Origin of the sequence: Sanguibacter hominis ATCC BAA-789 (assembly GCF_012396185.1) — a bacterium.
Lineage (GTDB): Bacteria > Actinomycetota > Actinomycetes > Actinomycetales > Cellulomonadaceae > Flavimobilis > Flavimobilis hominis.
In genome coordinates this window covers 533,616-557,919 of record NZ_JAAXOW010000002.1, presented here as the reverse complement: position 1 = coordinate 557,919, position 24,304 = coordinate 533,616, and the positions used below count along the sequence as shown (strand labels likewise).

General features: G+C 72.4%; 22 protein-coding genes. 19 read left to right on the top strand and 3 right to left on the bottom strand.

The annotated features are described in order from the left end of the window. Window positions 1–100 precede the first annotated feature (100 nt). Window positions 101–2,257 carry a transketolase gene (gene tkt / locus HF995_RS09075; RefSeq protein ID WP_168447446.1) on the bottom strand — a complete coding sequence of 719 codons (2,157 nt, stop codon included), beginning with the start codon at window positions 2,255–2,257 and terminating at the stop codon, window positions 101–103. A gap of 410 nt (window positions 2,258–2,667) precedes the next feature. On the opposite strand from tkt, the gene HF995_RS09070 reads away from it, so the two are divergent. The 10 genes from HF995_RS09070 to HF995_RS09025 all read left to right on the top strand — a co-directional run bounded on the left by HF995_RS09070 (window position 2,668) and on the right by HF995_RS09025 (window position 12,260). Then, on the top strand, window positions 2,668–3,609 hold the full coding sequence (locus HF995_RS09070) for a heme o synthase (protein WP_168447445.1): 942 nt from the start codon (window positions 2,668–2,670) through the stop codon (window positions 3,607–3,609). A gap of 54 nt (window positions 3,610–3,663) precedes the next feature. Then, window positions 3,664–4,656, top strand: a complete 993-nt coding sequence (locus HF995_RS09065) for a site-specific tyrosine recombinase XerD (RefSeq protein ID WP_168447444.1) — start codon at window positions 3,664–3,666, stop codon at window positions 4,654–4,656. Between the two features lie 36 nt (window positions 4,657–4,692). Further along, complete coding sequence (locus tag HF995_RS09060; RefSeq protein ID WP_098456962.1) at window positions 4,693–5,568, top strand: ParA family protein; 876 nt, start codon at window positions 4,693–4,695, stop codon at window positions 5,566–5,568. After that, complete coding sequence (locus HF995_RS09055; RefSeq protein ID WP_350308814.1) at window positions 5,552–6,448, top strand: segregation and condensation protein A; 897 nt, start codon at window positions 5,552–5,554, stop codon at window positions 6,446–6,448. Before HF995_RS09060 ends, HF995_RS09055 begins: the two co-directional genes overlap by 17 nt. Beyond that, window positions 6,445–7,137 (top strand): SMC-Scp complex subunit ScpB, encoded by a 693-nt coding sequence (gene scpB, locus HF995_RS09050; RefSeq protein WP_168447442.1) that lies wholly within the window; start codon window positions 6,445–6,447, stop codon window positions 7,135–7,137. Before HF995_RS09055 ends, scpB begins: the two co-directional genes overlap by 4 nt. Further along, entirely contained in the window at window positions 7,134–8,102 is a 969-nt protein-coding gene (locus HF995_RS09045; protein WP_168447441.1) for a pseudouridine synthase, read from the top strand. The genes scpB and HF995_RS09045 overlap by 4 nt, the downstream gene beginning before the upstream one ends. 25 nt (window positions 8,103–8,127) lie before the next feature. Beyond that, window positions 8,128–8,895: a (d)CMP kinase gene (gene cmk, locus HF995_RS09040; protein ID WP_286189421.1), complete on the top strand. Its 768-nt coding sequence runs from the start codon at window positions 8,128–8,130 to the stop codon at window positions 8,893–8,895. Beyond that, window positions 8,892–9,596, top strand: coding sequence for a lysophospholipid acyltransferase family protein (locus HF995_RS09035; protein WP_350308813.1), 705 nt, complete (start codon window positions 8,892–8,894; stop codon window positions 9,594–9,596). The genes cmk and HF995_RS09035 overlap by 4 nt, the downstream gene beginning before the upstream one ends. A gap of 89 nt (window positions 9,597–9,685) precedes the next feature. Beyond that, window positions 9,686–11,227, top strand: a complete 1,542-nt coding sequence (gene der / locus HF995_RS09030; RefSeq protein ID WP_098456958.1) for a ribosome biogenesis GTPase Der — start codon at window positions 9,686–9,688, stop codon at window positions 11,225–11,227. 97 nt (window positions 11,228–11,324) lie between these two features. Further along, window positions 11,325–12,260, top strand: coding sequence for a cation diffusion facilitator family transporter (locus HF995_RS09025; RefSeq protein ID WP_168447440.1), 936 nt, complete (start codon window positions 11,325–11,327; stop codon window positions 12,258–12,260). Window positions 12,261–12,279: 19 nt separating this feature from the next. On the opposite strand, the gene HF995_RS09020 is transcribed toward HF995_RS09025, so the two are convergent. Both HF995_RS09020 and HF995_RS09015 read right to left on the bottom strand, forming a co-directional pair. Continuing rightward, complete coding sequence (locus HF995_RS09020) at window positions 12,280–13,104, bottom strand: hypothetical protein (RefSeq protein WP_168447439.1); 825 nt, start codon at window positions 13,102–13,104, stop codon at window positions 12,280–12,282. Beyond that, complete coding sequence (locus HF995_RS09015; RefSeq protein ID WP_168447438.1) at window positions 13,101–13,712, bottom strand: RNA polymerase sigma factor; 612 nt, start codon at window positions 13,710–13,712, stop codon at window positions 13,101–13,103. The genes HF995_RS09020 and HF995_RS09015 overlap by 4 nt, the downstream gene beginning before the upstream one ends. 80 nt (window positions 13,713–13,792) lie before the next feature. Here HF995_RS09015 and hrpB point away from each other — a divergent pair, with 80 nt between their 5' ends. The 9 genes from hrpB to HF995_RS08970 all read left to right on the top strand — a co-directional run bounded on the left by hrpB (window position 13,793) and on the right by HF995_RS08970 (window position 24,296). Continuing rightward, entirely contained in the window at window positions 13,793–16,363 is a 2,571-nt protein-coding gene (gene hrpB, locus HF995_RS09010; protein WP_168447437.1) for an ATP-dependent helicase HrpB, read from the top strand. Window positions 16,364–16,467: 104 nt separating this feature from the next. Further along, complete coding sequence (thrS, locus tag HF995_RS09005; protein ID WP_168447436.1) at window positions 16,468–18,483, top strand: threonine--tRNA ligase; 2,016 nt, start codon at window positions 16,468–16,470, stop codon at window positions 18,481–18,483. Between the two features lie 13 nt (window positions 18,484–18,496). Continuing rightward, complete coding sequence (locus tag HF995_RS09000; RefSeq protein WP_168447435.1) at window positions 18,497–19,075, top strand: HIT family protein; 579 nt, start codon at window positions 18,497–18,499, stop codon at window positions 19,073–19,075. A 78-nt stretch (window positions 19,076–19,153) separates the two neighbouring features. Next, on the top strand, window positions 19,154–19,804 hold the full coding sequence (pgsA, locus tag HF995_RS08995; protein WP_168447434.1) for a phosphatidylinositol phosphate synthase: 651 nt from the start codon (window positions 19,154–19,156) through the stop codon (window positions 19,802–19,804). Continuing rightward, window positions 19,801–20,793: a phosphatidylinositol mannoside acyltransferase gene (locus tag HF995_RS08990; protein WP_168447433.1), complete on the top strand. Its 993-nt coding sequence runs from the start codon at window positions 19,801–19,803 to the stop codon at window positions 20,791–20,793. The genes pgsA and HF995_RS08990 overlap by 4 nt, the downstream gene beginning before the upstream one ends. Beyond that, window positions 20,790–22,016 carry a glycosyltransferase family 4 protein gene (locus HF995_RS08985; protein ID WP_434060848.1) on the top strand — a complete coding sequence of 409 codons (1,227 nt, stop codon included), beginning with the start codon at window positions 20,790–20,792 and terminating at the stop codon, window positions 22,014–22,016. Before HF995_RS08990 ends, HF995_RS08985 begins: the two co-directional genes overlap by 4 nt. After that, a complete protein-coding gene (locus tag HF995_RS08980) occupies window positions 22,013–22,726 on the top strand; it encodes a hypothetical protein (RefSeq protein WP_168447432.1) in 714 nt (237 codons plus the stop codon). The genes HF995_RS08985 and HF995_RS08980 overlap by 4 nt, the downstream gene beginning before the upstream one ends. Before the next feature lie 68 nt (window positions 22,727–22,794). After that, on the top strand, window positions 22,795–23,700 hold the full coding sequence (gene pdxS, locus HF995_RS08975) for a pyridoxal 5'-phosphate synthase lyase subunit PdxS (RefSeq protein WP_168447610.1): 906 nt from the start codon (window positions 22,795–22,797) through the stop codon (window positions 23,698–23,700). After that, a complete protein-coding gene (locus HF995_RS08970; protein WP_350308812.1) occupies window positions 23,697–24,296 on the top strand; it encodes an NUDIX hydrolase in 600 nt (199 codons plus the stop codon). Before pdxS ends, HF995_RS08970 begins: the two co-directional genes overlap by 4 nt. Window positions 24,297–24,304 lie beyond the last annotated feature (8 nt).

Below are 24,304 nucleotides of genomic sequence, written 5' to 3'. Positions count from 1 at the left end.
GCGACCGCGCTGGTGGCGCCGCGGACGGCGCGCGCCTCCGATGACCGGAGACGGCTGTGGGCGCCGCAGAACGCGGCGCCCACAGCGTCGTCGGCTCAGGTCAGGCGTGGGCAGCCTGGACCGACGCGAGAGACTCCTTCGCGTGCTTGACCACGTTCTCGGCGGTGAAGCCGAACTCCTCGAAGAGCTTCTCCGCGGCGGCCGAGGCGCCGTAGTGCTCGAGGCTGACCGCACGGCCGTGCTCGCCGAGGTAGCGGTACCAGGAGAGCGCGATGCCCGCCTCGACCGAGACGCGGGCGCGCACGGACGACGGGATGACCGACTCGCGGTACGCCGCGTCCTGCTCCTCGAACCACTCGAGGCAGGGGAGGGAAACGACTCGCGTCGGGACGCCCTCGGCCTCGAGAGCCTCGCGGGCCGCGACAGCGATCTGGACCTCGGAGCCCGTGGCGAGGAGCAGCACCTCAGGGGCGCCGTTCGAGGCGTCCAGGAGCGTGTAGGCGCCGCGCGCGACGCCCTCGGCCGAGGCGTAGCCCTGCTCCCCGCGCGGGAAGGTCGGGACGTTCTGGCGCGTGAGGATGAGGCCGACGGGGCCCCGGTCGCGCTCAAGGATCGCCCTCCACGCCTGGGCGGTCTCGTTGGCGTCCGCGGGACGGACGATCGAGAGGCCCGGGATGGCACGCGTCGCGGCGAGGTGCTCGACCGGCTGGTGGGTCGGACCGTCCTCGCCGAGGCCGATCGAGTCGTGGGTCCACACGTAGGTCGCGGGGGTCTCCATGAGCGCCGCGAGGCGCACCGCGCCGCGCATGTAGTCGCTGAACTGGAAGAACGTGCCACCGTAGGGGCGCGTGAGCCCGTGCAGCGCGATGCCCGAGAGGATCGCGCCCATGCCGTGCTCGCGGATGCCGAAGTGCAGCGTGCGGCCGTACTGGTCGCCAGCGAACTCGTGGCTCGAGCGGTGCGCGGGGATGAACGACGGCTGCCCGTTCATCGTCGTGTTGTTCGAGCCGGCGAGGTCGGCGGAGCCACCCCAGAGCTCGGGCAGCGTGTCAGCGAGAGCGGTGAGGATCTTGCCGGACGCGGCACGCGTCGCGACGGACGAGCCGGTCTCGAAGACGGGGAGCGCGGACTCCCAGCCTGCGGGCAGCTCCCGGGCGACGAGGCGGTCGAGCAGCGCTGCGCGGTCCGGGTTGGCGGCGCGCCACTCGGCGACCTTCGCGTCCCACTCGGCGTGCAGCGCCTTGCCGCGCTCCTGCAGCTCGCGCGTGTGCGCGATGACGTCGGGCTCGACGTCGAACGACGTGTCCGTCGGGAAGCCCAGGAGCTCCTTGAGCGCGGCGATCTCCGTGCCGCCGAGCTTCGAGCCGTGGGACGCGTGGTCGTTCTGCTTCGTGGGGGACGGCCACGCGATGATCGTGCGGAGGCGGATGAACGACGGCTTCGTCGTCTCGGCGACGGCGGCGGCGATCGCAGCGTCGAGCGCCTCGACGTCCTCCGTGTAGCCGTCCTCGCCCTTGATCCAGTCGACGGTCTGGACGTGCCAGCCGTACGCCTCGTAGCGGGCCGCGACGTCCTCGGTGAAGGCGATAGACGTGTCGCCCTCGATCGAGATGCGGTTGTCGTCCCAGATCACCACGAGGTTGCCGAGCTCCTGGGTGCCGGCGACCGAGCTGGCCTCGGAGGTCACGCCCTCCTGGAGGTCGCCGTCGGACGCGAGCACGAAGACGCGGTGGTCGAACGGGCTCTCCCCGGGGGCCGCGTCGGGGTCGAGGAGGCCGCGCTCACGGCGCTGCGCCATGGCCATGCCGACGGCGGACGCGAGGCCCTGGCCGAGCGGGCCGGTCGTGATCTCGACGCCCTTGGTGTGGTGCACCTCGGGGTGGCCGGGGGTGAGGCTGCCCCACGTGCGCAGAGCCTCGATGTCCTCGATCTCGAGGCCGAACCCGCCGAGGTAGAGCTGGACGTACTGGGTGAGGCTGCTGTGGCCGCAGGACAGCACGAACCGGTCGCGGCCGACCCAGGTGGTGTCCGTCGGGTCGTGGCGGAGCCAGTTCTGGTACAGCAGATAAGCCACCGGTGCGAGGGAGATAGCAGTCCCGGGGTGCCCGTTGCCGACCTTCTCGACCGCGTCGGCGGCGAGGACGCGTGCCGTGTCGACGGCGCGGCGGTCGAGGTCGTTCCAAGGCAGGGGACGTGCGGGGGTGAACGTGTTCACCGAACCTCTTTTCCGCCCCGGTGACTCGTCGTGCCGGGGCATCGTGGGATGCGACAGAACTCAGGTGTCGGCGTCGAGGTCTCTCCGGTCCGCTGCGTCGCGCGCGGAGACGGGGTCCTGGAGGCGCGCATCGCGCCCAGGGAGTGAATGTGAACGCTCACTCTCGGGCGGCAGGACGCAGGCCCCGCTCCGGACCGACGTGACAAGCCTAACGTTCGGGCCGTCGGTGGGGGTGCATGACCACCACGTGAACCTCGGCGTGGACGCGTCCTGCCTCGCCGGACGTGTGGCACAGGCAACTGGCGGGGCACCTGCCGCGCCGTCGGCGAAGCACTAGCATGGGGTGACCTGCGCCGTGCGGGACCTAAGACCGGGCCTCACCGGGCCAGGCGACGCACGCGCCCGCTCCGGCTGGCGTCAGCGCACCGACGAGGAACGGATACCTGACGAGCGTGCACCACTCGACGGCCTCACGGCCCAGCGACCTCGCTGGTCGCGCGCAGAGCGCTGGCTGGCGCGCCACGGTGGGCGCGTACGTCTCCCTGACGAAGCCCCGCATCATCGAGCTGCTCCTCGTGACCACGGTGCCGACGATGTTCCTCGCGCAGGGCGGGCTCCCGCCGCTGATGCTCATCGTCCACACGCTGTGCGGCGGGGCTCTCGCAGCCGCGAGCGCGAACGTCTTCAACTGCTACATCGATCGCGACATCGACGAGCTCATGGTCCGCACGCGGAAGCGGCCGATGGTGACGGGCGCGGTCTCCGGGCCTGCAGCGCTCGTGTTCGGGTCCGCGCTCGGCGTCGCGGCACTCCTGTGGCTCGGCCTCGGCGCGAACTGGCTCTCGAGCCTGCTCGCGGGCGCCGCGATCCTGCTCTACGTGGTCTTCTACACCCTGATCCTCAAGCGCCGCACGTCCCAGAACATCGTCTGGGGCGGCGTCGCGGGCTGCATGCCGGTCCTCATCGGCTGGTCTGCCGTGGCCGGTCGCCTCGACTGGGCGCCGCTCGCACTGTTCGGCGTCGTCTTCTTCTGGACGCCGCCGCACTACTGGCCGCTGTCGATGAAGTTCCGCAAGGACTACGCGAACGCCGGGGTCCCGATGCTCCCGGTCGTCGCGTCCGACCGTCGCGTCGCGGGCGAGATGATCGCCTACACCGTCGCGATGATCGCGTGCTCCCTCGTGCTGGTCCCGCTCAGCACGCTCGGCTGGGTCTACGCGCTCAGCGCGACCGCCCTCGGCGCCTGGTTCCTCGCTGACTGCATCACCCTGCTGCGGCGCACGGTCGACCCGTCGCGAGGCAAGCCCAAGGCGATGCGCGTCTTCCACGCGTCGATCACGTACCTGACGCTGCTGAGCCTCGCCGTCGTCGTCGACGTGCTGCTCCCGTTCTGACGCGCCGCGGCGCGTACCTGCGCGTCAGGTCGGGATCGGCGTAGCCTGGCGCGCATGACCGACGCCGACGCCCCCGTGACCGGCGGCGACGCAGCCGTCGAGGTGCCGTCAGGTCTCGACCGGACCGTGCGCCAGTACCTTGCGCACCTGCGCGTCGAGCGGGGCCTGTCCCCGAACACGCTCGACGCCTACCGGCGCGACCTGGAGCGCCACGTCGCCTTCCTCGCCTCCCGCGGAGTCCAGACGCCCGACAGCGTGGCCCCCGAGGACCTCGAGGCGTACGTGGCCGCGGTGCGCACCGGGGACGACGGCGGCACGACGCTCTCGGCGTCGTCGACCGCCCGCTCGATCGCGGCCGTGCGAGGCTGGCTGCGGTTCTGCGAGCTCGAGGGGACGGTGCGCGTCAACCCGGCCACCGCGCTGCGCCCACCCGCGCAGCCGCGACGCCTGCCGAAGGCGATCAGCGTCGAGGACGTCACGCGCATCATCGAGGCGGCGGGCACCGGCGACGGGCCCGTGCCGCTCCGCGACCGCGCTCTCCTCGAGCTCGTCTACTCGACCGGTGCGCGCATCTCGGAGGCGGTCGGTCTCACCGTCGACGACCTCGACCTGACGCGGGGAGCAGCGAGCGTCCGCCTCTTCGGCAAGGGCCGCAAGGAGCGCATCGTCCCGCTCGGCTCGTACGCGTGCGACGCGATCGAGGCCTACCTCGTGCGAGCGCGGCCAGCGCTCGCCAGCGCCGGCAGGGGAGTCCCCACCGTGTTCCTCAACACGCGCGGCAACCCGCTCTCCCGGCAGAGCGCGTGGGCGGTGCTGCGCAGCGCGTCCGAGCGTTCAGGCATCGAGTCGCCCGAACGGGTGTCTCCCCACACGCTGCGGCACTCGTTCGCGACGCACCTGCTCCAGGGCGGTGCGGACGTGAGAGTCGTCCAGGAGCTCTTGGGGCACGCCTCGGTGACGACCACGCAGATCTACACGCTCGTGACGCCGGACGCCCTGCGTGAGATGTACGTCGCGGCACACCCTCGCGCGCTCGGCCGCAGATGAGCGGGCCGCCGGGGTGCGCTGCGATACCGTAGGCACGTGAACAGCCAGGCCCAGAACCCCGTCCTCTCGGCAACCCTGGACGCCGTGGGTCGGCCTCTGCCCGTCTTCCGGGCGCCCGCCCCGCTCGCGAGCCACGGCCCGGCGCGGATCATCGCGATGTGCAACCAGAAGGGCGGCGTCGGCAAGACGACGACGACGATCAACCTCGCGGCCGCTCTCGCCGAGTACGGCCGCCGCGTGCTCATCGTCGACTTCGACCCGCAGGGCGCCGCGTCCGTGGGCCTGGGCATCAACGCGCACGAGCTCGACCAGACGATCTACAACCTGCTCATGGAGCGGGGGGCGGACATCCGGTCGATCATCCGGCAGACCGCTGTCGAGAACCTCGACCTGCTGCCCGCGAACATCGACCTGTCCGCAGCGGAGGTCCAGCTCGTCGGCGAGGTCGCCCGTGAGAACGTCCTCGCGCGGGTGCTGCGTCCGGTCCTCGACGACTACGACGTCGTGCTGATCGACTGCCAGCCGTCGCTCGGCCTGCTCACCGTCAACGCCCTGACCGCCGCGCACGGCGTCGTCATCCCGCTCGAGTGCGAGTTCTTCGCGCTCCGCGGCGTCGCGCTGCTCATCGAGACGATCGACAAGGTTCGCGACCGCCTCAACCCGCGCCTCGAGGTCGACGGCATCGTCGCGACGATGTACGACCCGCGCACGCTGCACTCCCGCGAGGTCGTCCAGCGCGTCCACGAGGCGTTCGGCGACCGGCTCATGCACACGGTCATCGGCCGCACGGTGAAGTTCCCGGACGCGTCGGTCGCGGCAGAGCCGATCACGACGTACGCGCCTCACCACTCGGGTGCGGCGGCGTACCGCCAGCTCGCTCGTGAGCTCGTCGCCCGTGGCGACGCCGCCTGACGCGACCGGAGCGGCCGCGTCCCAGCCCGCACCGGCAGGCACCTTCGAGGTGCACCTCGAGAACTTCTCGGGGCCGTTCGACCTGCTGCTGTCGCTCATCGCGAAGCACCGGCTCGACATCACCGAGGTGGCGCTCGCGCGCGTGACGGACGAGTTCATCGCCTACATCCGCGCAGCCGAGAGCGCGTCGCACGACGGCGTGACGGGCTCGTGGGACCTGAGCACCGCGTCGGAGTTCCTGGTCGTCGCAGCGACGCTGCTCGACCTCAAGGCGGCCCGGCTCCTGCCGACGGGCGACGTCGAGGACGAGGAGGACCTCGAGCTGCTCGAGGCGCGTGACCTGCTGTTCGCCCGGCTCCTGCAGTACCGGGCCTACAAGGACGTGTCGCGGACGATCGCGCAGCGCCTCGCCGACGAGGGGCGCCGGTTCCCGCGGTCCGTCTCGCTCGAGCCGCAGCACGCGAGCCTGCTGCCCGAGCTCGTGTGGACGCTCGGACCCGAGGGGCTCGCGGCGATCGCTGCGAAGGCGCTGCGCCCGCAGGCGCCGCCACCCGGCGTCGATCTGTCGCACCTGCACGCGCCGGCGGTCAGCGTGCGCGAGCAGGCAGCGATCGTCGTCGCGCACCTCAAGCGCCGCGGTACGACGTCGTTCCGCGCCCTCGTGGCGGACGCCGACGACACCCTGGTCGTCGTCGTGCGGTTCCTCGCGCTGCTCGAGCTGTTCCGCGACGGGAGCATCGCATTCGACCAGGCGAGCCCGCTCGGCGACCTGACGGTCCGCTGGGTCGCGGGGGACCGGGAGGCAGACGTGTCGTCGATCGACGAGTTCGAGGGGGCGCCCGTGCCGGTCGTCGCCGGAGCACAGGAGGACGAGTCATGAGCGAGACCGACGCCGGAGGGGCGGACGTGCTGGAGGGGGAGGTGCCACGCGTGCCCGGCACGGACGGTCAGGTCGACGTGCGCGACCTCCCGGGCGGCCTGCGGGGCGCGCTCGAGGCGGTGCTGATGATCGTCGACAAGCCTGTCTCCGTCGAGCGGCTCGCCCAGGTGACGGGTGTCCCGGTCGTCGAGGTCGCCGTGACGCTCGACACGATGGTCGCGTCCTACCGCGACGAGCGGCGCGGCTTCGAGCTGCGCCAGGTCGGCGGAGGGTGGCGCGTCTACTCTGCGCCGGCGTTCGCCGACGTCGTGGCGCAGGTCGTCCTCGAGGGGCAGACCGCCCGCCTCACGCAGGCGGCGCTCGAGACTCTCGCCGTCGTCGCCTACCGTCAGCCGGTCACGCGCGGGCAGGTCTCGGCGGTGCGCGGTGTGAACGTCGACGGCGTCATGCGTACCCTGGTAGCACGAGGCCTGGTCGCGGAGGTCGGGACAGAGCCCAGCGGGGCCCATCTCTACGGCACGACCGCCTCGTTCCTCGAGCGCATGGGATTCACCTCGCTCGACCAGCTTCCGCCGCTCGCGCCCTACCTGCCGGACATCGACGGTCTCGACGACCTCGGCCCGCAGACCCGCGTGACGACGGTCCCCGGTGAGCCCAGCTCGCCGACCAGCATGAAGGAGCAGCAGTGAGCAGCAGCGGGAACGGCCGTGGCGGTCGTCAGAACGGTGCAGGACGGTCTCGCGGCCAGGGCGGCGGCCAGGGTGGCGGCCAGCCCGCGCGGGGCGGCACGGGCGGGCGACCGCAGGCCGGTCGCGGCGCAGCCCGCGGGCCTGCACGTGGCGCGCGCAACGAGCCTCCGCGCGGAGCGCGCCCCGAGGTCGCCCGCCGGGAGCCGCGCGAGGCGAAGCCCGACGTCGACGTGCACACCGCGGACGGCGTCCGCCTGCAGAAGGTGCTCGCCCAGGCGGGCCTCGGCTCGCGCCGCGCGTGCGAGCAGCTGATCGAGCAGGGCCGCGTCGAGGTCGATGGTCAGATCGTCCTCGAGCTCGGCGTGCGCATCGACCCGAACGTGCAGTCCGTGCACGTCGACGGACTGCGCATCCAGCTCGACGACTCGAAGATCACGATCATCTTCAACAAGCCGCTCGGCGTCGTCTCCTCGATGGACGACCCGGAGGGGCGCCCCTGTCTCGCGGACTTCTTCAAGAACCGCTCCGAGCGTCTCTTCCACGTCGGTCGTCTCGACCAGGACAGCGAGGGCCTGCTGATCCTCACGAACGATGGCGAGCTCGCCAACCGTCTGACGCACCCCAAGTACGGGATCGCGAAGACGTACCTCGTCGAGGTCGAGGGTCGCGTCACGCCGCGTGTCGGTGACGCGCTCATCCACGGTGTCGACCTCGACGACGGCCTCGCTCGCCTCGACCGCTACCGGGTCGTCGACTCGACTCCGCAGGCGAGCCTCGTCGAGGTGATCCTGCACGAGGGGCGCAACCGCATCGTGCGCCGCATGTTCGACGCGGTGGGCCACAAGGTCACGCGCCTCGTGCGCGTCCAGATGGGCCCGATCCGTCTGAACGACCTGCCGCCCGGTCGGCACCGCGTGCTCGGCAAGACCGAGCTCGGCACGCTGATGTCCGCCGTCGGCCTCTGACGCGCACGTCCCAGGACCACCACTGATGGAGAGCACGAGCATGCAGCACGAGGAGCGCCACCCCGTCGTCATCGCGGTCGACGGACCGTCCGGGTCAGGCAAGTCGAGCGTGTCGAAGGCGGTCGCCCGCCGTCTCGGCCTCGCGTACCTCGACACGGGCGCGACGTACCGCGCGGCGACCTGGTGGTGCCTGCACCTCGGTCTCGACCTCGCTGACCGCGACGCGGTCGCCGAGGCCGTCCGCACGATGCCGCTCGAGATGGGCGTCGACCCGTCGGTCGAGTCGGTGCTCATCGACGGGCACGACGTTCGTGAGGACATCCGCACGACCCGCATCTCGGAGAAGGTCAGTGCGGTCGCGACGAACCTCGAGGTCCGCGCCGAGCTCGGCCGCCTGCAGCGTGCGCTGATCGACGCGCAGAAGGCGCTCGGCGGGTTCTCGGGAGGTCGCGGCGTCGTCGCGGAGGGCCGCGACATCACGACCGTCGTCGCGCCCGACGCCGACGCGCGCGTCCTGCTCACCGCGAGCGAGGAGGCGCGCCTCGCGCGTCGCGCGCTCGAGCTGCACGGGGACGCTGGCACGGAGGCTGTCGAGGCGACCAAGGACCAGGTGCTGCGGCGCGACCGTGACGACTCGACCGTCGTCGAGTTCCAGGTCGCGGCTGACGGCGTGGTGACGGTCGACTCGTCCGACCTCGACTTCGAGCAGACGATCCAGGCGGTGCTCGACGTCGTCGCGCAGGTCGCGGGGGTGCGCGAGGCCGCGCCGGCCGACACGTCGACCGTCCTGTGAGCACGGCGGCGTCCCTGCCTGCAGCGCGCCGGGCCACGCCGGCCGGCTGGCTGTTGTCGCGGGTCGTCTGGCGTACCCGCGTCGTGGGCGCCGAGAACATGCCGGCCGACGGCCCGGTGATCATCGCGGCCAACCACACGGGTGTCATCGACGGTCCCATCGTGTTCGGCGTGAGCCCGCGGCCCGTGCACATGATGATCAAGGAGTCGATGTTCCGAGGGCCGATCGGCTCGTTCCTGCGGTGGTCGGGTCAGATCCCGGTCGACCGCGAGAACGGTCGCCCGGCCCTCGCTGCAGCGCTGTCGGTGCTCAAGCGCGGTGACGTCGTCGGGATCTTCCCGGAGGGGCGCCGCGGGCGCGGCGACCTGTCGGAGGTGCGTGGGGGCGTGGCGTGGCTCGCGCTCGCGTCCGGGGCTCCCGTCGTTCCCGCTGCCGTCCTCGGGACGCGGCGGACGGGAGAGGGATCTGGGCGGCTGCCGGGGTTCCGGCGCCGTCTGTTCGTCCTGATCGGTGAGCCCGTCACGATGGAGCGTGCGCCGGGCACGACGGGCAAGCAGGCCCAGGAGCAGTACGCGCAGCTCGTCGCGAGCGCCCTGAAGGTCACCGTCGAGGCCGCGGTCGAGCTCTCGGGCATCGCGCTCCCGCTGGACGACCCGGGTGCTGTCGCACCCGGAGGCGGGTCGGTCGTCCAGGCGGACTGACGTCCTGCGCGGGCGTCACCCGGCGGGGTGTGACCGAGCAGGTCGCGGCGATGGTCGCCCCGGGCGCGCAAGCCTGGGATGATAGGGCCATGACTTCGCCCGACGAGACCCGGCCCGACGCTGCCCTCACGCACCAGGACACCGACGAGACCGCGGCTGTCGCCGACCAGGTGCCCGCGTACTCCGAGGATGCCGAGGCCGACGCCGCGCGCGAGGAGATGCTCCGCAGCGGCCTTGCCGACTACGAGCTCGGTGAGGACGACCTCGCTCTCCTCGACCTCGACGAGGATGACCTGGACGACCTCCACGGGCCCGCCGCACTTCCCGTCCTCGCGGTCGTCGGTCGCCCGAACGTCGGCAAGTCGACCCTGGTCAACCGCATCATCGGCCGGCGCGAGGCTGTCGTCGAGGACAAGCCCGGCGTGACCCGCGACCGCGTGTCGTACCAGGCCGAGTGGTCGGGCCGGCAGTTCACGCTCGTCGACACGGGCGGCTGGGAGACCGACGTCATGGGCATCGACGCCTCGGTCGCCAAGCAGGCCGAGATCGCGATCGACCTCGCCGACGCAGTGCTCTTCGTCGTCGACGCGACCGTCGGCCCGACGGCGACCGACGAGCACGTCGTGCGTCTCCTGCGCCGAGCGAAGAAGCCCGTCGTGCTGTGCGCCAACAAGGTCGACGGCCCGCGCTCCGAGGCGGACGCGACCGAGCTGTGGAGCCTCGGCCTCGGCGAGCCGCACCCCGTGTCCGCGCTGCACGGCCGTGGCACGGGCGACCTGCTCGACGCCGCGATGAAGGCGCTGCCGACCGAGACGGCTCATGGTGTCGCCCGTGCGGACGGCCCCCGACGGGTCGCGCTCGTCGGTCGCCCGAATGTCGGCAAGTCCTCCCTGCTTAACAAGGTCGCGGGCTCGAACCGCGTCGTCGTCGACGAGCTCGCGGGAACGACACGCGACCCGGTCGACGAGCTCATCGAGCTCAAGGGCGTGCCGTGGTGGTTCGTCGACACCGCCGGTATCCGGCGCCGCGTCCACCAGACGTCCGGTGCCGACTTCTACGCGTCGCTGCGCACCCAGGCCGCGATCGAGAAGGCTGAGGTCGCCGTCGTGCTCGTCGACGCCTCCGTGCCGATGACGGAGCAGGACACGCGCGTCATCCAGCAGGTCGTCGACGCGGGCCGCGCCCTCGTCATCGCGTACAACAAGTGGGACCTCATGGACGAGGACCGCCGCAAGTACCTCGAGCGTGAGATCGAGAAGGACCTCGTCCAGATCCAGTGGGCGCCGCGCGTGAACCTCTCGGCGAAGACCGGCTGGCACGCGGAGAAGCTCGTGCCGGCGCTCGAGCACTCCCTCGAGAACTGGGAGCGGCGCATCCCGACCGGCCGTCTCAACGCGTTCCTCGGCGAGCTCGTGGCCGCGCACCCGCACCCGCTGCGCGGCGGCAAGCAGCCGCGCATCCTGTTCGCGACCCAGGTCTCGACGCGCCCGCCGCGCTTCGTGATCTTCGCGTCCGGCTTCATCGAGGCGGGCTACCGTCGCTTCGTCGAGCGACGCCTGCGCGAGACGTTCGACTTCGAGGGCACGCCGATCGAGATCTCGGTGCGCGTGCGCGAGAAGCGCAAGCGCTGATCCGACGAACTGCCGCCACGAATGTGCGCGATCTGCTGCTCTGGGCAGCAGATCGCGCACATTCTCGCTTCCGGGGACGGGTGGCTAGGATCGCTGGATGAGCAGGGACGGGCACGCGGGGCACGATCACGGGGCAGGGCTCGATCCCGCTGACCAGCGGGGCCGCCTGACCGTCGCGTTCACCGTCACTGCGGTGATCCTGCTCGCGCAGGCCGTCGGCGCGGTGGTCACAGGCAGCCTCGCGCTCCTCGTCGACACGGTGCACATGCTCACCGACACCGCCGGGCTCGGCATGGCGCTCGGCGCCGCCGCGCTCTCGGCCAGGCCAGCGACGTCGCGGCGGACGTGGGGGTGGCGCCGGATCGAGGTCGTGGCTGCCGCCGCGCAGGCGACGCTCCTGCTCGTCGTCGGCGTGTACGTGCTCGTCGAGGGCGTGCAGCGGTTCTTCGACCCGCCCGAGGTGCCGTCGACCGAGCTGCTCGTCTTCGGCGTCGTCGGCCTGGTCGGCAACCTGGTGTCCATCGCGGTCCTCGCGGGTGGGCGACGGTCGAGCTTCAACATGCGGGCTGCGTTCCTCGAGGTGCTCAACGACGCCCTCGGGTCCGTCGCGGTGATCGTCGCCGCGATCCTCATCCGGACCACGGGATGGCTGCAGGCCGACGCGGTCGCTGGCCTCGTCATCGGTGCGCTCATCCTGCCGCGTGCGCTGCGGCTCCTGCGGGAGACGGGCGACGTGCTCCTCGAGTCCGCGCCGCCCGGCCTGGACCTGGACGACGTCCGTGCCCACATGCTCGAGGTCGAGCACGTGCTCGACGTGCACGACCTGCACGCCTCCCTCGTCGCGACCGGCCTGCCGGTGATCTCCGCGCACGTCGTGGTGGAGGACTCGTGCTTCGCGGACGGGCACGCGCCGCGCATCCTCGATGCGCTCCAGGAGTGCGTCGCGTCCCACTTCGATGTCGCAGTCGACCACTCGACGTTCCAGCTCGAGCCAGCGGGCCACGTGGACCACGAGCACCACCCGTACTGCTGACCGTCGCCGACGGGAGGTCTCACCGCTGGTTGTCGAGCGAGCCCCCGACGGTCCCGTCCTGGAGGTACCAGGTCAGGGAGTAACGGACGTGCTGCGCGTCCTGCGGCCACCAGGCTCCGAACCAGCCATCGGCGACGCTTGCGACCACCGTGCGGGGATCACGGCCCGGCCGGTCCACCGAGAGCACCACGCGAGCGACCTCGTCCCCGGCATACCCGCCGGCCGACGCCCACGTCGGGTCCCAGCTGCTGAAGACCGGTGTCACCTCGTCGGCAGCGGGCCGCTCCCAGGTGCCCTCCACCCCAACGGTGCCTCCCTCGATCGCAAGCCCGGCGTCGCCCGTGCGCCGGACGAGGCACGCAGACATGACCGACTCGGTCCCGGAGCCGCTGGCGAACATGGCGTAGACCCAGTCGCCACGCCGCTCGAGGAGCACGGGGTCAGCAGGCGCACCCTGGTCCTGGGTGCGGGCGGCGCAGTAGGCGATCTCGGCGGCCACCGATGCCGGGTCGACGGGCTCCGCCGACGACGTCCAGGTCGCGAAGGCGGGCGAGTCGCTGCCGCGCGGCAGGCCGAGGATCATGGCGACGCCGAGGACGACGCAGGCTGCGGCGAGGAGGGCTCCGCGTGCACGGCGTCGCTGACGCGCGCGGTCGAGGGGCAGGGTGCGCGCCTCCTGCCCCTTCTGCGCGTCATGCTCGTGCGGCGCGTCGGTGGCAGGGTTGTGATCGCCGGCGATCGCTGCGAGCACGACCGCGTGCGCGGCATCGAGACGGCGTGGGTCCAGGGGCGCGGGCCTGGGAGCGAGCGTCGAGAGACGCGAGTCGACGGACGGGGTGCTCATGAGGACCTCCTGGTGCTGCTCGGGCCTGCGGGTCCGCCGCGCACCTCAGGGACGCGGGGACGGGAGCCGGGGGCCGGCGACGACGCGGCCGACGGCGCGGGGCCGTCCACGAGCGCCTGCAGCCGCCGTCGGGCCCGGTGCAGGCGCACGTGGAAGCTCGCGGTCGACACGCCGAGGACGGCGGCTGCCTGGCCGGGGGAGAGCCCGTCCCATGCGACGAGGAGCAGCGCCTCGCGCTGGTCCTCGCTCAGGGCTGCGAGCCCGCGCAGCATCGTGTCCCGGTCGAGGGCGATGTCGTCGGCGCCCGACGTCGTCGGCCGTGCGACGGCCGCGAGCCGCGCGAGCTCGACGTCGAGCGCGCGCACGCGACGCTCGGACCGCCGCGCGTTCGCGATCGTGTTGCGCGCGACGACGATCAGCCACGGCATCGGCTCGCCGGGCACGTGCTCCAGGCGTCGCCATGCGACGAGGAACGTCTCGGAGACCACCTCCTGAGCCGTGTCAGGGTCGACGTGCCGCATCGCGTACGCCTGGACCCGCGGCGCGCACGTCGCCCACAGGTGGGCGAAGCGTTCGCCCGGCGTCGGCCCGGTCGGGGGAGTGCTCATACCGAGAAGTGTCCGGCTTCGCGCAGTCCTTACCGAGGACCTCGTCGGAAGGTCGCGCGCGGTCCGGCGAGAATAGCCGGATGGAGCCTGCACCCGACGCGATCGCGCGCCTTCTCGCGAACCCGGGCGACCTGCCAGCGGCCGTGGTGCTGCCCGCGCTCCGCGAGGCGCTGCGCGCACGAGGGGTCGCCGTGGTCCAGGCGCCGCCGGGGACGGGCAAGACGACGCTCGTCCCGCCCGCGGTCGTGCACGAGGTCGGCGGCCGGGTGGTCGTGACGCAGCCGCGTCGGGTCGCAGCGCGTGCGGCCGCCCGCCGGCTCGCGTGGCTCCTCGGGGAGGAGGTGGGGCAGACGGTCGGATACTCCGTCCGTGGTGACTCCCGGACGTCGAGGGCGACGTGCGTCGAGGTGGTGACGACGGGCGTGCTGCTGCGGCGGCTGCAGCGCGACCCGGAGCTGGCGGGCGTGTCCGCCGTCGTGCTCGACGAGGTCCACGAACGCCACCTCGACTCCGACCTGGTCCTCGCCATGCTCGTCGACGTGCGCGCCGCGCTGCGCCCGGACCTTGCCGTCGTCGCGATGTCCGCGACTGTCGAGGCAGGCCGCACCGCCGCGCTGCTCGGGGACGACGCCGCACCCGCCGCGGTCGTGTCGGCGGAGGCCGCGCTGCACCCGGTCGACGTCGTGTGGCGCCCGCTCCCGGCCCGCGCGAGGAGGATGGACGACCGCGGTGTGACCCCGGCGTTCCTCGACCACGTCGCCGCGACCGTCGCCCAGGCCGCGGCGGAGCGCGAGGGTGACGTGCTCGTGTTCGTGCCAGGGGTGCGCGAGATCGACCAGGTCGTGCGACGTCTCACGAGCGCGGGGCTCGACGCCGCCGTCCTGCCACTGCACGGCCGGCTGCCGGCCGAGCGGCAGGACGCCGCGCTCATGCCGGGCGGCCGTCGCCGCGTCGTCGTGTCGACGGCTGTCGCCGAGTCGTCGTTGACCGTACCGGGCGTGCGTGTCGTCGTCGATGCGGGCCTGTCGCGGGAGCCGCGTACCGACCTGCGGCGCGGGCTCGCCGGACTCGTCACCGTCTCGGTGAGCCGCTCCGCCGCCGAGCAGCGCGCGGGCCGCGCCGGCCGCGAGGCGCCCGGCGCGGTGTATCGCTGCTGGTCGCCCGAGGACCATGCCCGTCTGCCGGAGCACCCGACGCCTGAGATCCTCACGGCGGACCTCACGTCGTTCCTCCTCGAGACGGCGTGCTGGGGGAGCGAGCTCACGTCGCTCGCGCTGCTCGACCCGCCACCCGAGGCGGCCGCAGCCGTGGCCCGCGAGACGTTGACGATGCTCGGCGCGCTCGACGACGCCGGGCGTGTCACCGAGCGTGGACGGCGCGTCGCGTCGGTTCCGACGGACCCGCGGCTCGCGCGCGCCCTGCTCGACGCGAGCGACGTCGTCGGGCCGAGACGAGCGGCCGAGGTGGTGGCGCTGCTCGACCAGGACGTCCGCCGTGGTGACGCCGACCTCGTCGCCGCACTGCGCGACGTCCGCCGAGGCGGCCCCGGCGCGCACGAGTGGCGTGCCTCTGTGCGGCGGCTCGAGGAGCACGGCCGGGCAGCGCGGGGGAGAGGCGAGGGCGGCGGGTCCGAGCGCCTGACCGGCGACCTCGCGACCGGTCTCGTCGTCGCGCTCGCGCACCCCGAGCGCGTCGCCCGACGTCGCCGGACCGGCGGGACGTACCTCATGGTCGGCGGCACGGGCGCGGCGCTGCCCGACGGCTCTGGTCTCGCCGCGTACGAGTGGCTCGCCGTCGCAGACGCGGACCGCGCCCCCGGGCGTCGCGACGCGTACGTGCGCGGTGCCGCACCGCTCGACGAGGACCTCGCGCTCGCCGCAGCCGGGGCCGCACTCACGGACGACGCGACCGTCGTGTGGAAGGACGGCCGCGTCGTCGCGCGCCGCACGACGTCCCTCGGCGCGATCGAGCTGACGAGCGAGGCCTGGACGCCGTCCCCCGAGCAGGTCGCCGCCGTCGTGCGGGACGCGATCGCACGTGACGGCCTCGACGTCCTGCCGTGGAGCGTCGCCGCGCGCTCGCTGCGTGCGCGGCTCGCGGTGCTGCACGGCGCTCTCGGCGCGCCGTGGCCCGACGTCGCCGACGCAGCGCTCCTCGACTCGCTCGACGCGTGGCTCGGACCGTCGCTCGCACGTGTCCGCACGGCGGGCGACCTGCAGCACGTCGACGTGCTCGGCGGGCTGCGCACCCTCCTGCCGTGGCCGCAGGCCGGACGGCTCGACGAGCTCGCGCCCGAGCGGATCGAGCTGCCCTCGGGTTCGAAGGCGAGCGTCGACTACGCGGTCGTCGACGTCGCGAGCGGCGACTCCGCGTCGCAGCAGCCGGTCCTCGCCGTCAAGGTCCAGGAGGTCTTCGGCTGGAGCGAGACGCCGCGCCTCGCCGACGGCCGGGTCCCGCTCCTGCTGCACCTGCTCTCGCCGGCGCGTCGGCCCGTCGCCGTCACCGCGGACCTGCGGTCCTTCTGGGACGGTCCGTACCGCGGCGTGCGCGCCGACATGCGCGGCCGCTACCCGAAGCACGACTGGCCCGAGGACCCGTGGACCGCCGTGCCGTCGACCGGCGTGCGCCGCACCCGACCCTCAGGTCGGTAGCATCTAGGGGTGCGCGTCTCGCGACGCGCGCACGCACACCGGTGAGCGATCACCGCCGATCCAGCACCGCGCCCCGCAGCGCGCCCGCACCCGAGGAGAACCCTGTGTCCGAGTCACCGCTCGAGAACGTCACCCTGACCGTCGACGGCGTCGAGACCACGGTGACCACGGGCACGACGGGCGCGGACCTGTTCGCCGACCGCCGCGAGGTCGTCGTCGTCCGCGTCGACGGTGAGCTCAAGGACCTCGACACGGTCCTCGTGGGCGGCACGGCTGTCGAGGCCGTGACGATCGACTCCGAGGACGGCCTCGCCGTGCTGCGGCACTCCGCCGCCCACGTCATGGCCCAGGCCGTCCAGCAGGTCAACCCGGACGCGAAGCTCGGCATCGGCCCGCCCATCAAGGACGGGTTCTACTACGACTTCGACGTCACCGAGCCGTTCACCCCCGACGACCTCAAGGCCCTCGAGAAGGCCATGATGCGGATCGTCAAGGAAGGCCAGACCTTCCGCCGCGTCGAGGTCACGGACGCCGAGGCGCTCGCGCAGTGCGCCGCCGAGCCGTACAAGATCGAGCTGATCGGCCTGAAGTCCTCGAGCGCCGACGCCGCCGAGGGGGCCTCGGTCGAGGTCGGCGAGGGCGGCCTGTCCATCTACCAGAACCTCCGCCGGGGCGGCGAGGTCGCCTGGCAGGACCTGTGCCGCGGCCCGCACCTGCCGTCGACCAAGCTCATCGGCAACGGCTTCAAGCTCATGCGCTCGGCCGCCGCCTACTGGCGCGGCTCGGAGAGGAACCCTCAGCTGCAGCGCATCTACGGCACCGCGTGGCCGTCGAAGGACGAGCTCACCGCCTACCTCGACCGCCTCGCCGAGGCCGAGCGTCGTGACCACCGCCGCCTCGGCGCGGAGATGGACCTGTTCTCGTTCCCCGACGCGATCGGCTCGGGCCTGCCAGTGTTCCACCCCAAGGGCGGCATCATCCGCACCGAGATGGAGAACTACTCGCGCCGCCGCCACATCGAGGCGGGGTACTCGTTCGTCAACACGCCCCACATCACCAAGGGGCACCTGTACGAGATCTCGGGTCACCTCGACTGGTACCGAGACGGCATGTTCCCCGCGATGCACGTCGACGAGGAGGTCGACGACGACGGCGCCGTGACGAAGCCGGGCCAGGACTACTACCTCAAGCCCATGAACTGCCCGATGCACAACCTGATCTTCGACGCGCGCGGACGCTCCTACCGCGAGCTGCCCCTGCGCCTGTTCGAGTTCGGGACGGTGTACCGCTACGAGAAGTCCGGCGTCGTGCACGGACTGACGCGCGTGCGCGGCCTCACGCAGGACGACGCCCACATCTACTGCACCAAGGAGCAGATGAAGGACGAGCTGGCGAGCACGCTGACGTTCGTGCTCGACCTGCTCGCGGACTACGGCCTCGACGACTTCTACCTCGAGCTGTCGACCAAGAACCCCGAGAAGTTCGTCGGCGACGACGCGATCTGGGAGGAGGCGACCCGCACTCTCGAGGAGGTCGCGACCGAGTCAGGTCTCGAGCTCGTCCCCGACCCGGGCGGCGCGGCGTTCTACGGCCCGAAGATCTCCGTCCAGGCGCGCGACGCGATCGGTCGCACGTGGCAGATGTCGACGATCCAGCTCGACTTCAACCTGCCCGAGCGCTTCGACCTCGAGTACGCGGCCGCGGACGGCACGCGCCAGCGGCCCGTCATGATCCACCGTGCGCTGTTCGGCTCGATCGAGCGCTTCTTCGGCGTGCTCCTCGAGCACTACGCGGGCGCCTTCCCGGCGTGGCTCGCGCCCGTCCAGGTGCTCGCCGTCCCCGTCGCCGAGCCGTTCAACGACTACCTCGCGGACGTCGTCGCCCAGCTGCGCGCGCAAGGCATCCGCGCAGAGATCGACGACTCGAGCGACCGCTTCGCCAAGAAGATCCGCACCGCATCCACCCAGAAGATCCCGTTCGTGCTCATCGCCGGCGGCGAGGACGTCGAGGCGGGCGCGGTGTCGTTCCGCTTCCGCGACGGGAGCCAGGAGAACGGCATCCCGGTCGCCGACGCGATCGAGCGCATCGTCGCCGCGGTGCGCGACCGAGCGCAGGTCTGAGCACGTCGTGGACATGACGGACGCGACGGCGGCGTCGGGCGCTCAGGCGTCCGACGCCGCGAGCGACCTCCCCGGCACTCCCGACGGCTTCGGCCGGCTGTGGACGCCGCACCGGATGGTGTACATCCAGGGCGAGGGCAAGCCGGCCGACTCGACGTCGGGCAGCTGCCCGTTCTGCCTCGCCCCGGGTCGTTCGGACGAGGACGGGCTGATCGTCGCGCGCGGCGAGTCCGCGTTCGTCGTCATGAACCTCTTCCCGTACAACGGTGGCCACCTCCTCGTGTGCCCCTACCGTCACGTCAGCGACTACACGGAGCTTGACGACGCCGAGACGGCCGAGGTCGCGGCCCTCACCAAGAGGGCCATGACCGTGCTGCGGGAGGCCTCGGGTGCGCAGGGCTTCAACCTGGGCATGAACCAGGGCGAGGTCGCCGGCGCGGGCATCGCCGCGCACCTGCACCAGCACGTCGTGCCGCGTTGGTCGGGCGACATGAACTTCCTGCCGGTCGTCGGCAGGACCAAGGCGCTGCCCGAGCTGCTCGCCGACACGCGCGCGCGTCTCGCTGCGCAGTGGGCGCGCGAGGCAGACTGACCCACGGCGACGCCGCGCGTCGCCGCGTCCCGGACGGGACGACACCAGGGGCCTGGAGCCCCGAGAGGAAGGACCACCGTGCTCGACCACCTGCGATCCGGAGTGACCAAGGTGCTGGGACCGCTCGCGCGGTTGCTCCTGCGGATCGGCGTGACGCCGGACATGGTGACGATCGCGGGCACCCTCGGTGTCGTCGTCGCCGCGCTGTGGCTCTTCCCGACCGGCCACCTCGTCGCGGGCACCTGGACGATCGCGGTCATCGTGTTCACCGACGCTCTCGACGGGATCATGGCCCGCGAGTCCGGCCGCGCCGGGCCCTGGGGCGCCTTCCTCGACTCGACGCTCGACCGGCTCGCCGACGCGGCGATCTTCGCGGGCCTGCTCCTGTTCTTCCTCGACCAGGACGACCGCGCGGGCGTCCTCGTGGCCCTCGCGTGCCTCGCGCTCGGCGCCGTCGTGCCGTACGCCCGCGCACGCGCCGAGGGGCTCGGCATGACGGCCGCGGTCGGCATCGCCGAGCGCGCCGACCGCATCGCACTCGCGCTCGTCGCGACGCTCGCCGTCGGCTACGGTGCGCCGCGCGTCGTCCTCGTCGTCGCGCTCGCGGTGCTCGCCGTCGCCGCAGCCGTGACGATCGTGCAGCGTATGGCGCACGTCCACGGTCAGGTGCGTGCAGGCGCGGGCAGCCTCCCCGGCGCTCCCACGAGCGGCTCCGAGGCGGGCCGGTGAAGGTCTTCGACGCCGGTCGGGCGTTCCAGCTCGCATGGGACGTCCTCGGTCACCTGCCAGGGGCTCTCGTGCGTGGCGCGTTCGACGTCGCGGGCGTCGTCGTCTGGGCGCTGCGCGGGTCAGGTGTGCGCCGGCTGGAGGCCAACTATGCGCGCGTGCGCCCGGAGGCGTCCCCCCGAGAGGTGCGACGCCTCGCCCGGGCCGGGATGCGCGCCTACATGCGCTACTACGCAGAGGTGTTCACCCTCCGGTCCATGACGCCTGAGCAGCTCGTGGCCCGCGTGCGGCTCGTCGGCGAGGAGCACGTGTTCACCCCGCGCGCGGAGGGGCGCTCTGTCGTCGCGGCGCTCACGCACATGGGCAACTGGGACCTCGCGGGCGCGTACTCGGGATCGCACATCATGCCCGTCGTCACCGTCGCGGAGCGCCTCGAGCCGCCTCGTCTCTACGAGGAGTTCCTCGAGTTCCGCGAGAGCCTCGGCATGACGATCCACACGCTCGGCGACGACGGCGTGTTCACCCGGCTGCTGCGCGCGACAAAGGCTGGCGGGTCGCTCGTGCCGCTGCTCGCCGACCGCGACCTGACGGCCCGCGGCCTCGAGGTGGACATGTTCGGCCGGCGCGCGCGCGTCGCCGCGGGACCTGCCGCCCTCGCCGTCGCTACGGGTGCGCCGCTCCTGCCGATCTCGATGTGGCACGAGCGGCTCACGGGGGAGCGGCGTCGCCGCGCGGGCACCCCGTGGGGCCTGGTGATCCGGTTCCACCCTGCCGTCGAGGTGGCCCCGGACCTGCCGCGTCGCGACCAGACGCTCGCGATGACCCAGGGTTGGGTCGACGCCGTCTCGGAGGCGATCGCCGAACGACCCGAGCAGTGGCACATGCTGCAGCGCGTCTTCGTCGAGGACCTCGACCCCGAGCGCTACGCGCGCACGACCGAGGCGGCTGCCGCCATCGACGGCACACCCGCCGACACGCAGGAGGAACGATGACCGAGAGTCCCGTGGCAGACGTGCCTGGCCGCAAGCTGCGGATCGGGATCGTGTGCCCGTACTCGTTCGAGGCCCCGGGCGGTGTGCAGTTCCACATCCGCGACCTCGCCGAGGCGCTCATCGCCCAGGGGCACGAGGTGGGCGTCCTGGTCGCTGCCGACGAGGACACGCCGCTCGCGCCCTACATGACGTCGGCCGGGGGTGCGATCCCGCTGCGTTACAACGGCTCCGTCGCCCGCATGACCTTCGGGCCCGTCGCAGCCGCGAAGGTGCGCCGCTGGTTGGTCCAGGGTGACTTCGACATCCTGCACCTCCACGAGCCGGTGACCCCCTCGCTCAGCATGCTCGCCCTGTGGATCGCGACCGGGCCCATCGTCGCGACGTTCCATACGTCGATGCCCCGCTCACGTGCCCTCCAGGTCGCCTACCCGTTCGTCCGGCCGGGACTCGAGAAGATCGACGCCCGCATCGCCGTCTCGGAGGACGCTCGCCGGACGTCGACCGAGCACCTCGGCGGTGACGCCGTCGTCATCCCCAACGGCGTGTACGTCGAGCCGTTCGCGAACGCCCAGCCGGACCCGCGCTGGACCGGGACGCCCGAACGCCCGACGATCGCCTTCCTCGGTCGCCTCGACGAGCCCCGCAAGGGTCTGCCCGTCCTCACGTCCGCGATCCCTGCTGTTCTCGAGCAGATCCCCGGCGCGCGGTTCCTCGTCGCAGGGCGTGGCGACCAGGGCAAGGCCGACGCGATCGCCGCGCTCGGCGAGCACGCGAGCGCGGTCGAGTTCCTCGGCGGGATCTCCGACGAGGAGAAGGCCGCCCTGCTCTCCTCCGTCGACGCCTACGTGGCGCCGCAGACCGGCGGCGAGAGCTTCGGCATCGTCCTCGTCGAGGCGATGAGCGCAGGCACGTGCGTCGTCGCGAGCGACCTCGGCGCCTTCCGCCGCGTCCTCGAGGAGGGCGAGGCAGGCATCTTGTTCCGCAACGGTGACGGCGACCATCTCGCGAAGGTGCTCGTCGACGTCCTGCGCGACCCTGCGCGCCGCAGAGAGGTCGTCGCGGTCGCGTCCGAGGCGGTGCGACGCTACGACTGGTCCGTCGTGACCCGCGAGGTGCTGACGGTCTACGAGATGGTGCTCGCCGCGTCCGAGGCGACCGTCCGCGTCACCGAGGACCCGCGTTCACGCCGGGCCGCACGCCTCACGAAGGAGGTCACCTCATGACCTGGTCCGAGGTCGTCGTCATCCTCGTCGCCGTGCTCGCGGTGGGCGTCGTCGTCGCCTGGCAGGCCGCGACGCGGCTCGACCGGCTGCACCGCAAGGTCGTCGCGTCACGCATCGCGCTCGACGCGCAGCTCGTGCGCCGTGCCGGTGCCGCGCACGCTCTCGCGACGTCGGGCGCGATCGATCCTGTGAGCGCGCTCGTCCTCACAGACGCAGTCATCGCGACGGATGCCGCACAGGGGGACCGCGAGCTCCTCGTCGCTGTCCCCGACCTCGCCTCGCTCGTCGACGAGAATCCTTCCAGCGGGCCCGGCAACCAGGCGGAGCTCGTGCACGGCGCGGCACCACCCCGGGTGATCGGCCAGGCCCTCGCCGAGGGCCTCGGCGAGGTGCGGACGCACGCTGAGTCGAACCTCTCGGCTGCGCTGCGCGCCGTCCTCGCGGACGCCGAGGAGGTCGCTGAGCTGCGCTCGACGGTCGACGGCGGCGAGATCCTCACCGACCTCGCAGCCGCCTGGTACCGCGTCCAGCTCGCGCGACGATTCCACAACGAGGCGGTCGCCCAGGCGCAGCGCATGCGAGCGAAGCGCGGCGTCCGCGTGCTGCACCTCGCAGGACGCGCGCCGATGCCGCAGATGGTCGAGTTCGACGACGTCTGGCCGGCGGAACTCCCGCGGCCGGGCCGCGGTGTGGTCGCGGCCGGACGGTAGTATGACGCGCTGGCCCACCCGGGCCGGATTCAGGTCGATATGTGATGAGGTGTGCTGTGCCCAGCGAAATGGTTGCTGACTCGGGTGCTTCGCCGTCGGTCGGTTCTGCGCGCGTCAAGCGCGGCATGGCCGAGATGCTCAAGGGCGGCGTCATCATGGACGTGGTCACGGCGGAGCAGGCGAAGATCGCCGAGGACGCCGGCGCGGTCGCCGTCATGGCGCTCGAGCGCGTCCCCGCGGACATCCGTGCGCAGGGTGGCGTGTCCCGCATGAGCGACCCCGACATGATCGACTCGATCATCTCGTCGGTGTCGATCCCCGTCATGGCGAAGGCGCGCATCGGGCACTTTGTCGAGGCTCAGGTGCTGCAGTCCCTCGGCGTCGACTACATCGACGAGTCTGAGGTGCTCACCCCCGCCGACTACGCGAACCACATCGACAAGTGGCAGTTCACGGCGCCGTTCGTGTGTGGGGCGACCAACCTGGGCGAGGCGCTCCGGCGCATCACCGAGGGCGCCGCGATGATCCGCTCGAAGGGTGAGGCAGGCACGGGCGACGTCTCCAACGCGACGACGCACATGCGGACCATCCGTGCAGAGATCAAGCGTCTGTCGAGCCTTCCCGAGGACGAGCTGTTCGTCGCGGCGAAGGAGCTCGCTGCCCCGTACGAGCTCGTCAAGGAGGTCGCGGAGGCAGGCGCGCTGCCCGTCGTCCTGTTCACTGCGGGCGGCATCGCGACCCCGGCCGACGCCGCGATGATGATGCAGCTCGGCGCCCAGGGCGTCTTCGTCGGCTCGGGCATCTTCAAGTCCGGCAACCCGGCGCAGCGCGCGGCGGCCATCGTCAAGGCCACGACGTTCTACGACGACCCGGACGTCATCGCCCAGGTGTCGCGCGGCCTCGGCGAGGCCATGGTCGGGATCAACGTCGACGACATCCCCGTGCCGCACCGCCTCGCCGAGCGCGGCTGGTGACCTCGGAACCTGACGTCACCGTGGCCGCCGTCGACAACGACGGCGGCCACGACGACGGCGCGACGTCGCTCGGGGCCGACTGGACCGTCGGCCCCGACGGCGTGCGCTCCCGGTCTGCCGCGCGCGTCCTCGTGATCGACGACGAAGGGCGCGCGCTCCTCGTCCGCGGCCACGACCTCGACCAGCCCGAGAGGTCCTGGTGGTTCACGGTCGGCGGCGGTATCGACGAGGGCGAGACGCCCCGCGAAGCAGCTGCGCGTGAGCTCTGGGAAGAGACCGGCATGCGGGTCGCCCCCGGCGACCTCGTCGGACCGGTGATCGAGCGCGACGCGCTCTTCCACTTCCTGCGCGAGAGCTGCCGGCAGCAGGAGGTCTTCTTCCTCGTGCGGGTGCCAGGCCGGGGTGTCGACCCGTCGGACGCGGGCTGGACCGACACCGAGCGTGAGCTGCTCGACGAGCTACGCTGGATCACGACCGCAGAGCTGCGCGCTCAGGAGGTCGAGGTGTTCCCCGAGTCCCTCGCCGATCTGGTCGACGAGCTCGCCGCAGGTTGGGACGGCGTCGTGCGGAGCCTCGGGATCCAGAGCGAAGGCTGACACCCCGC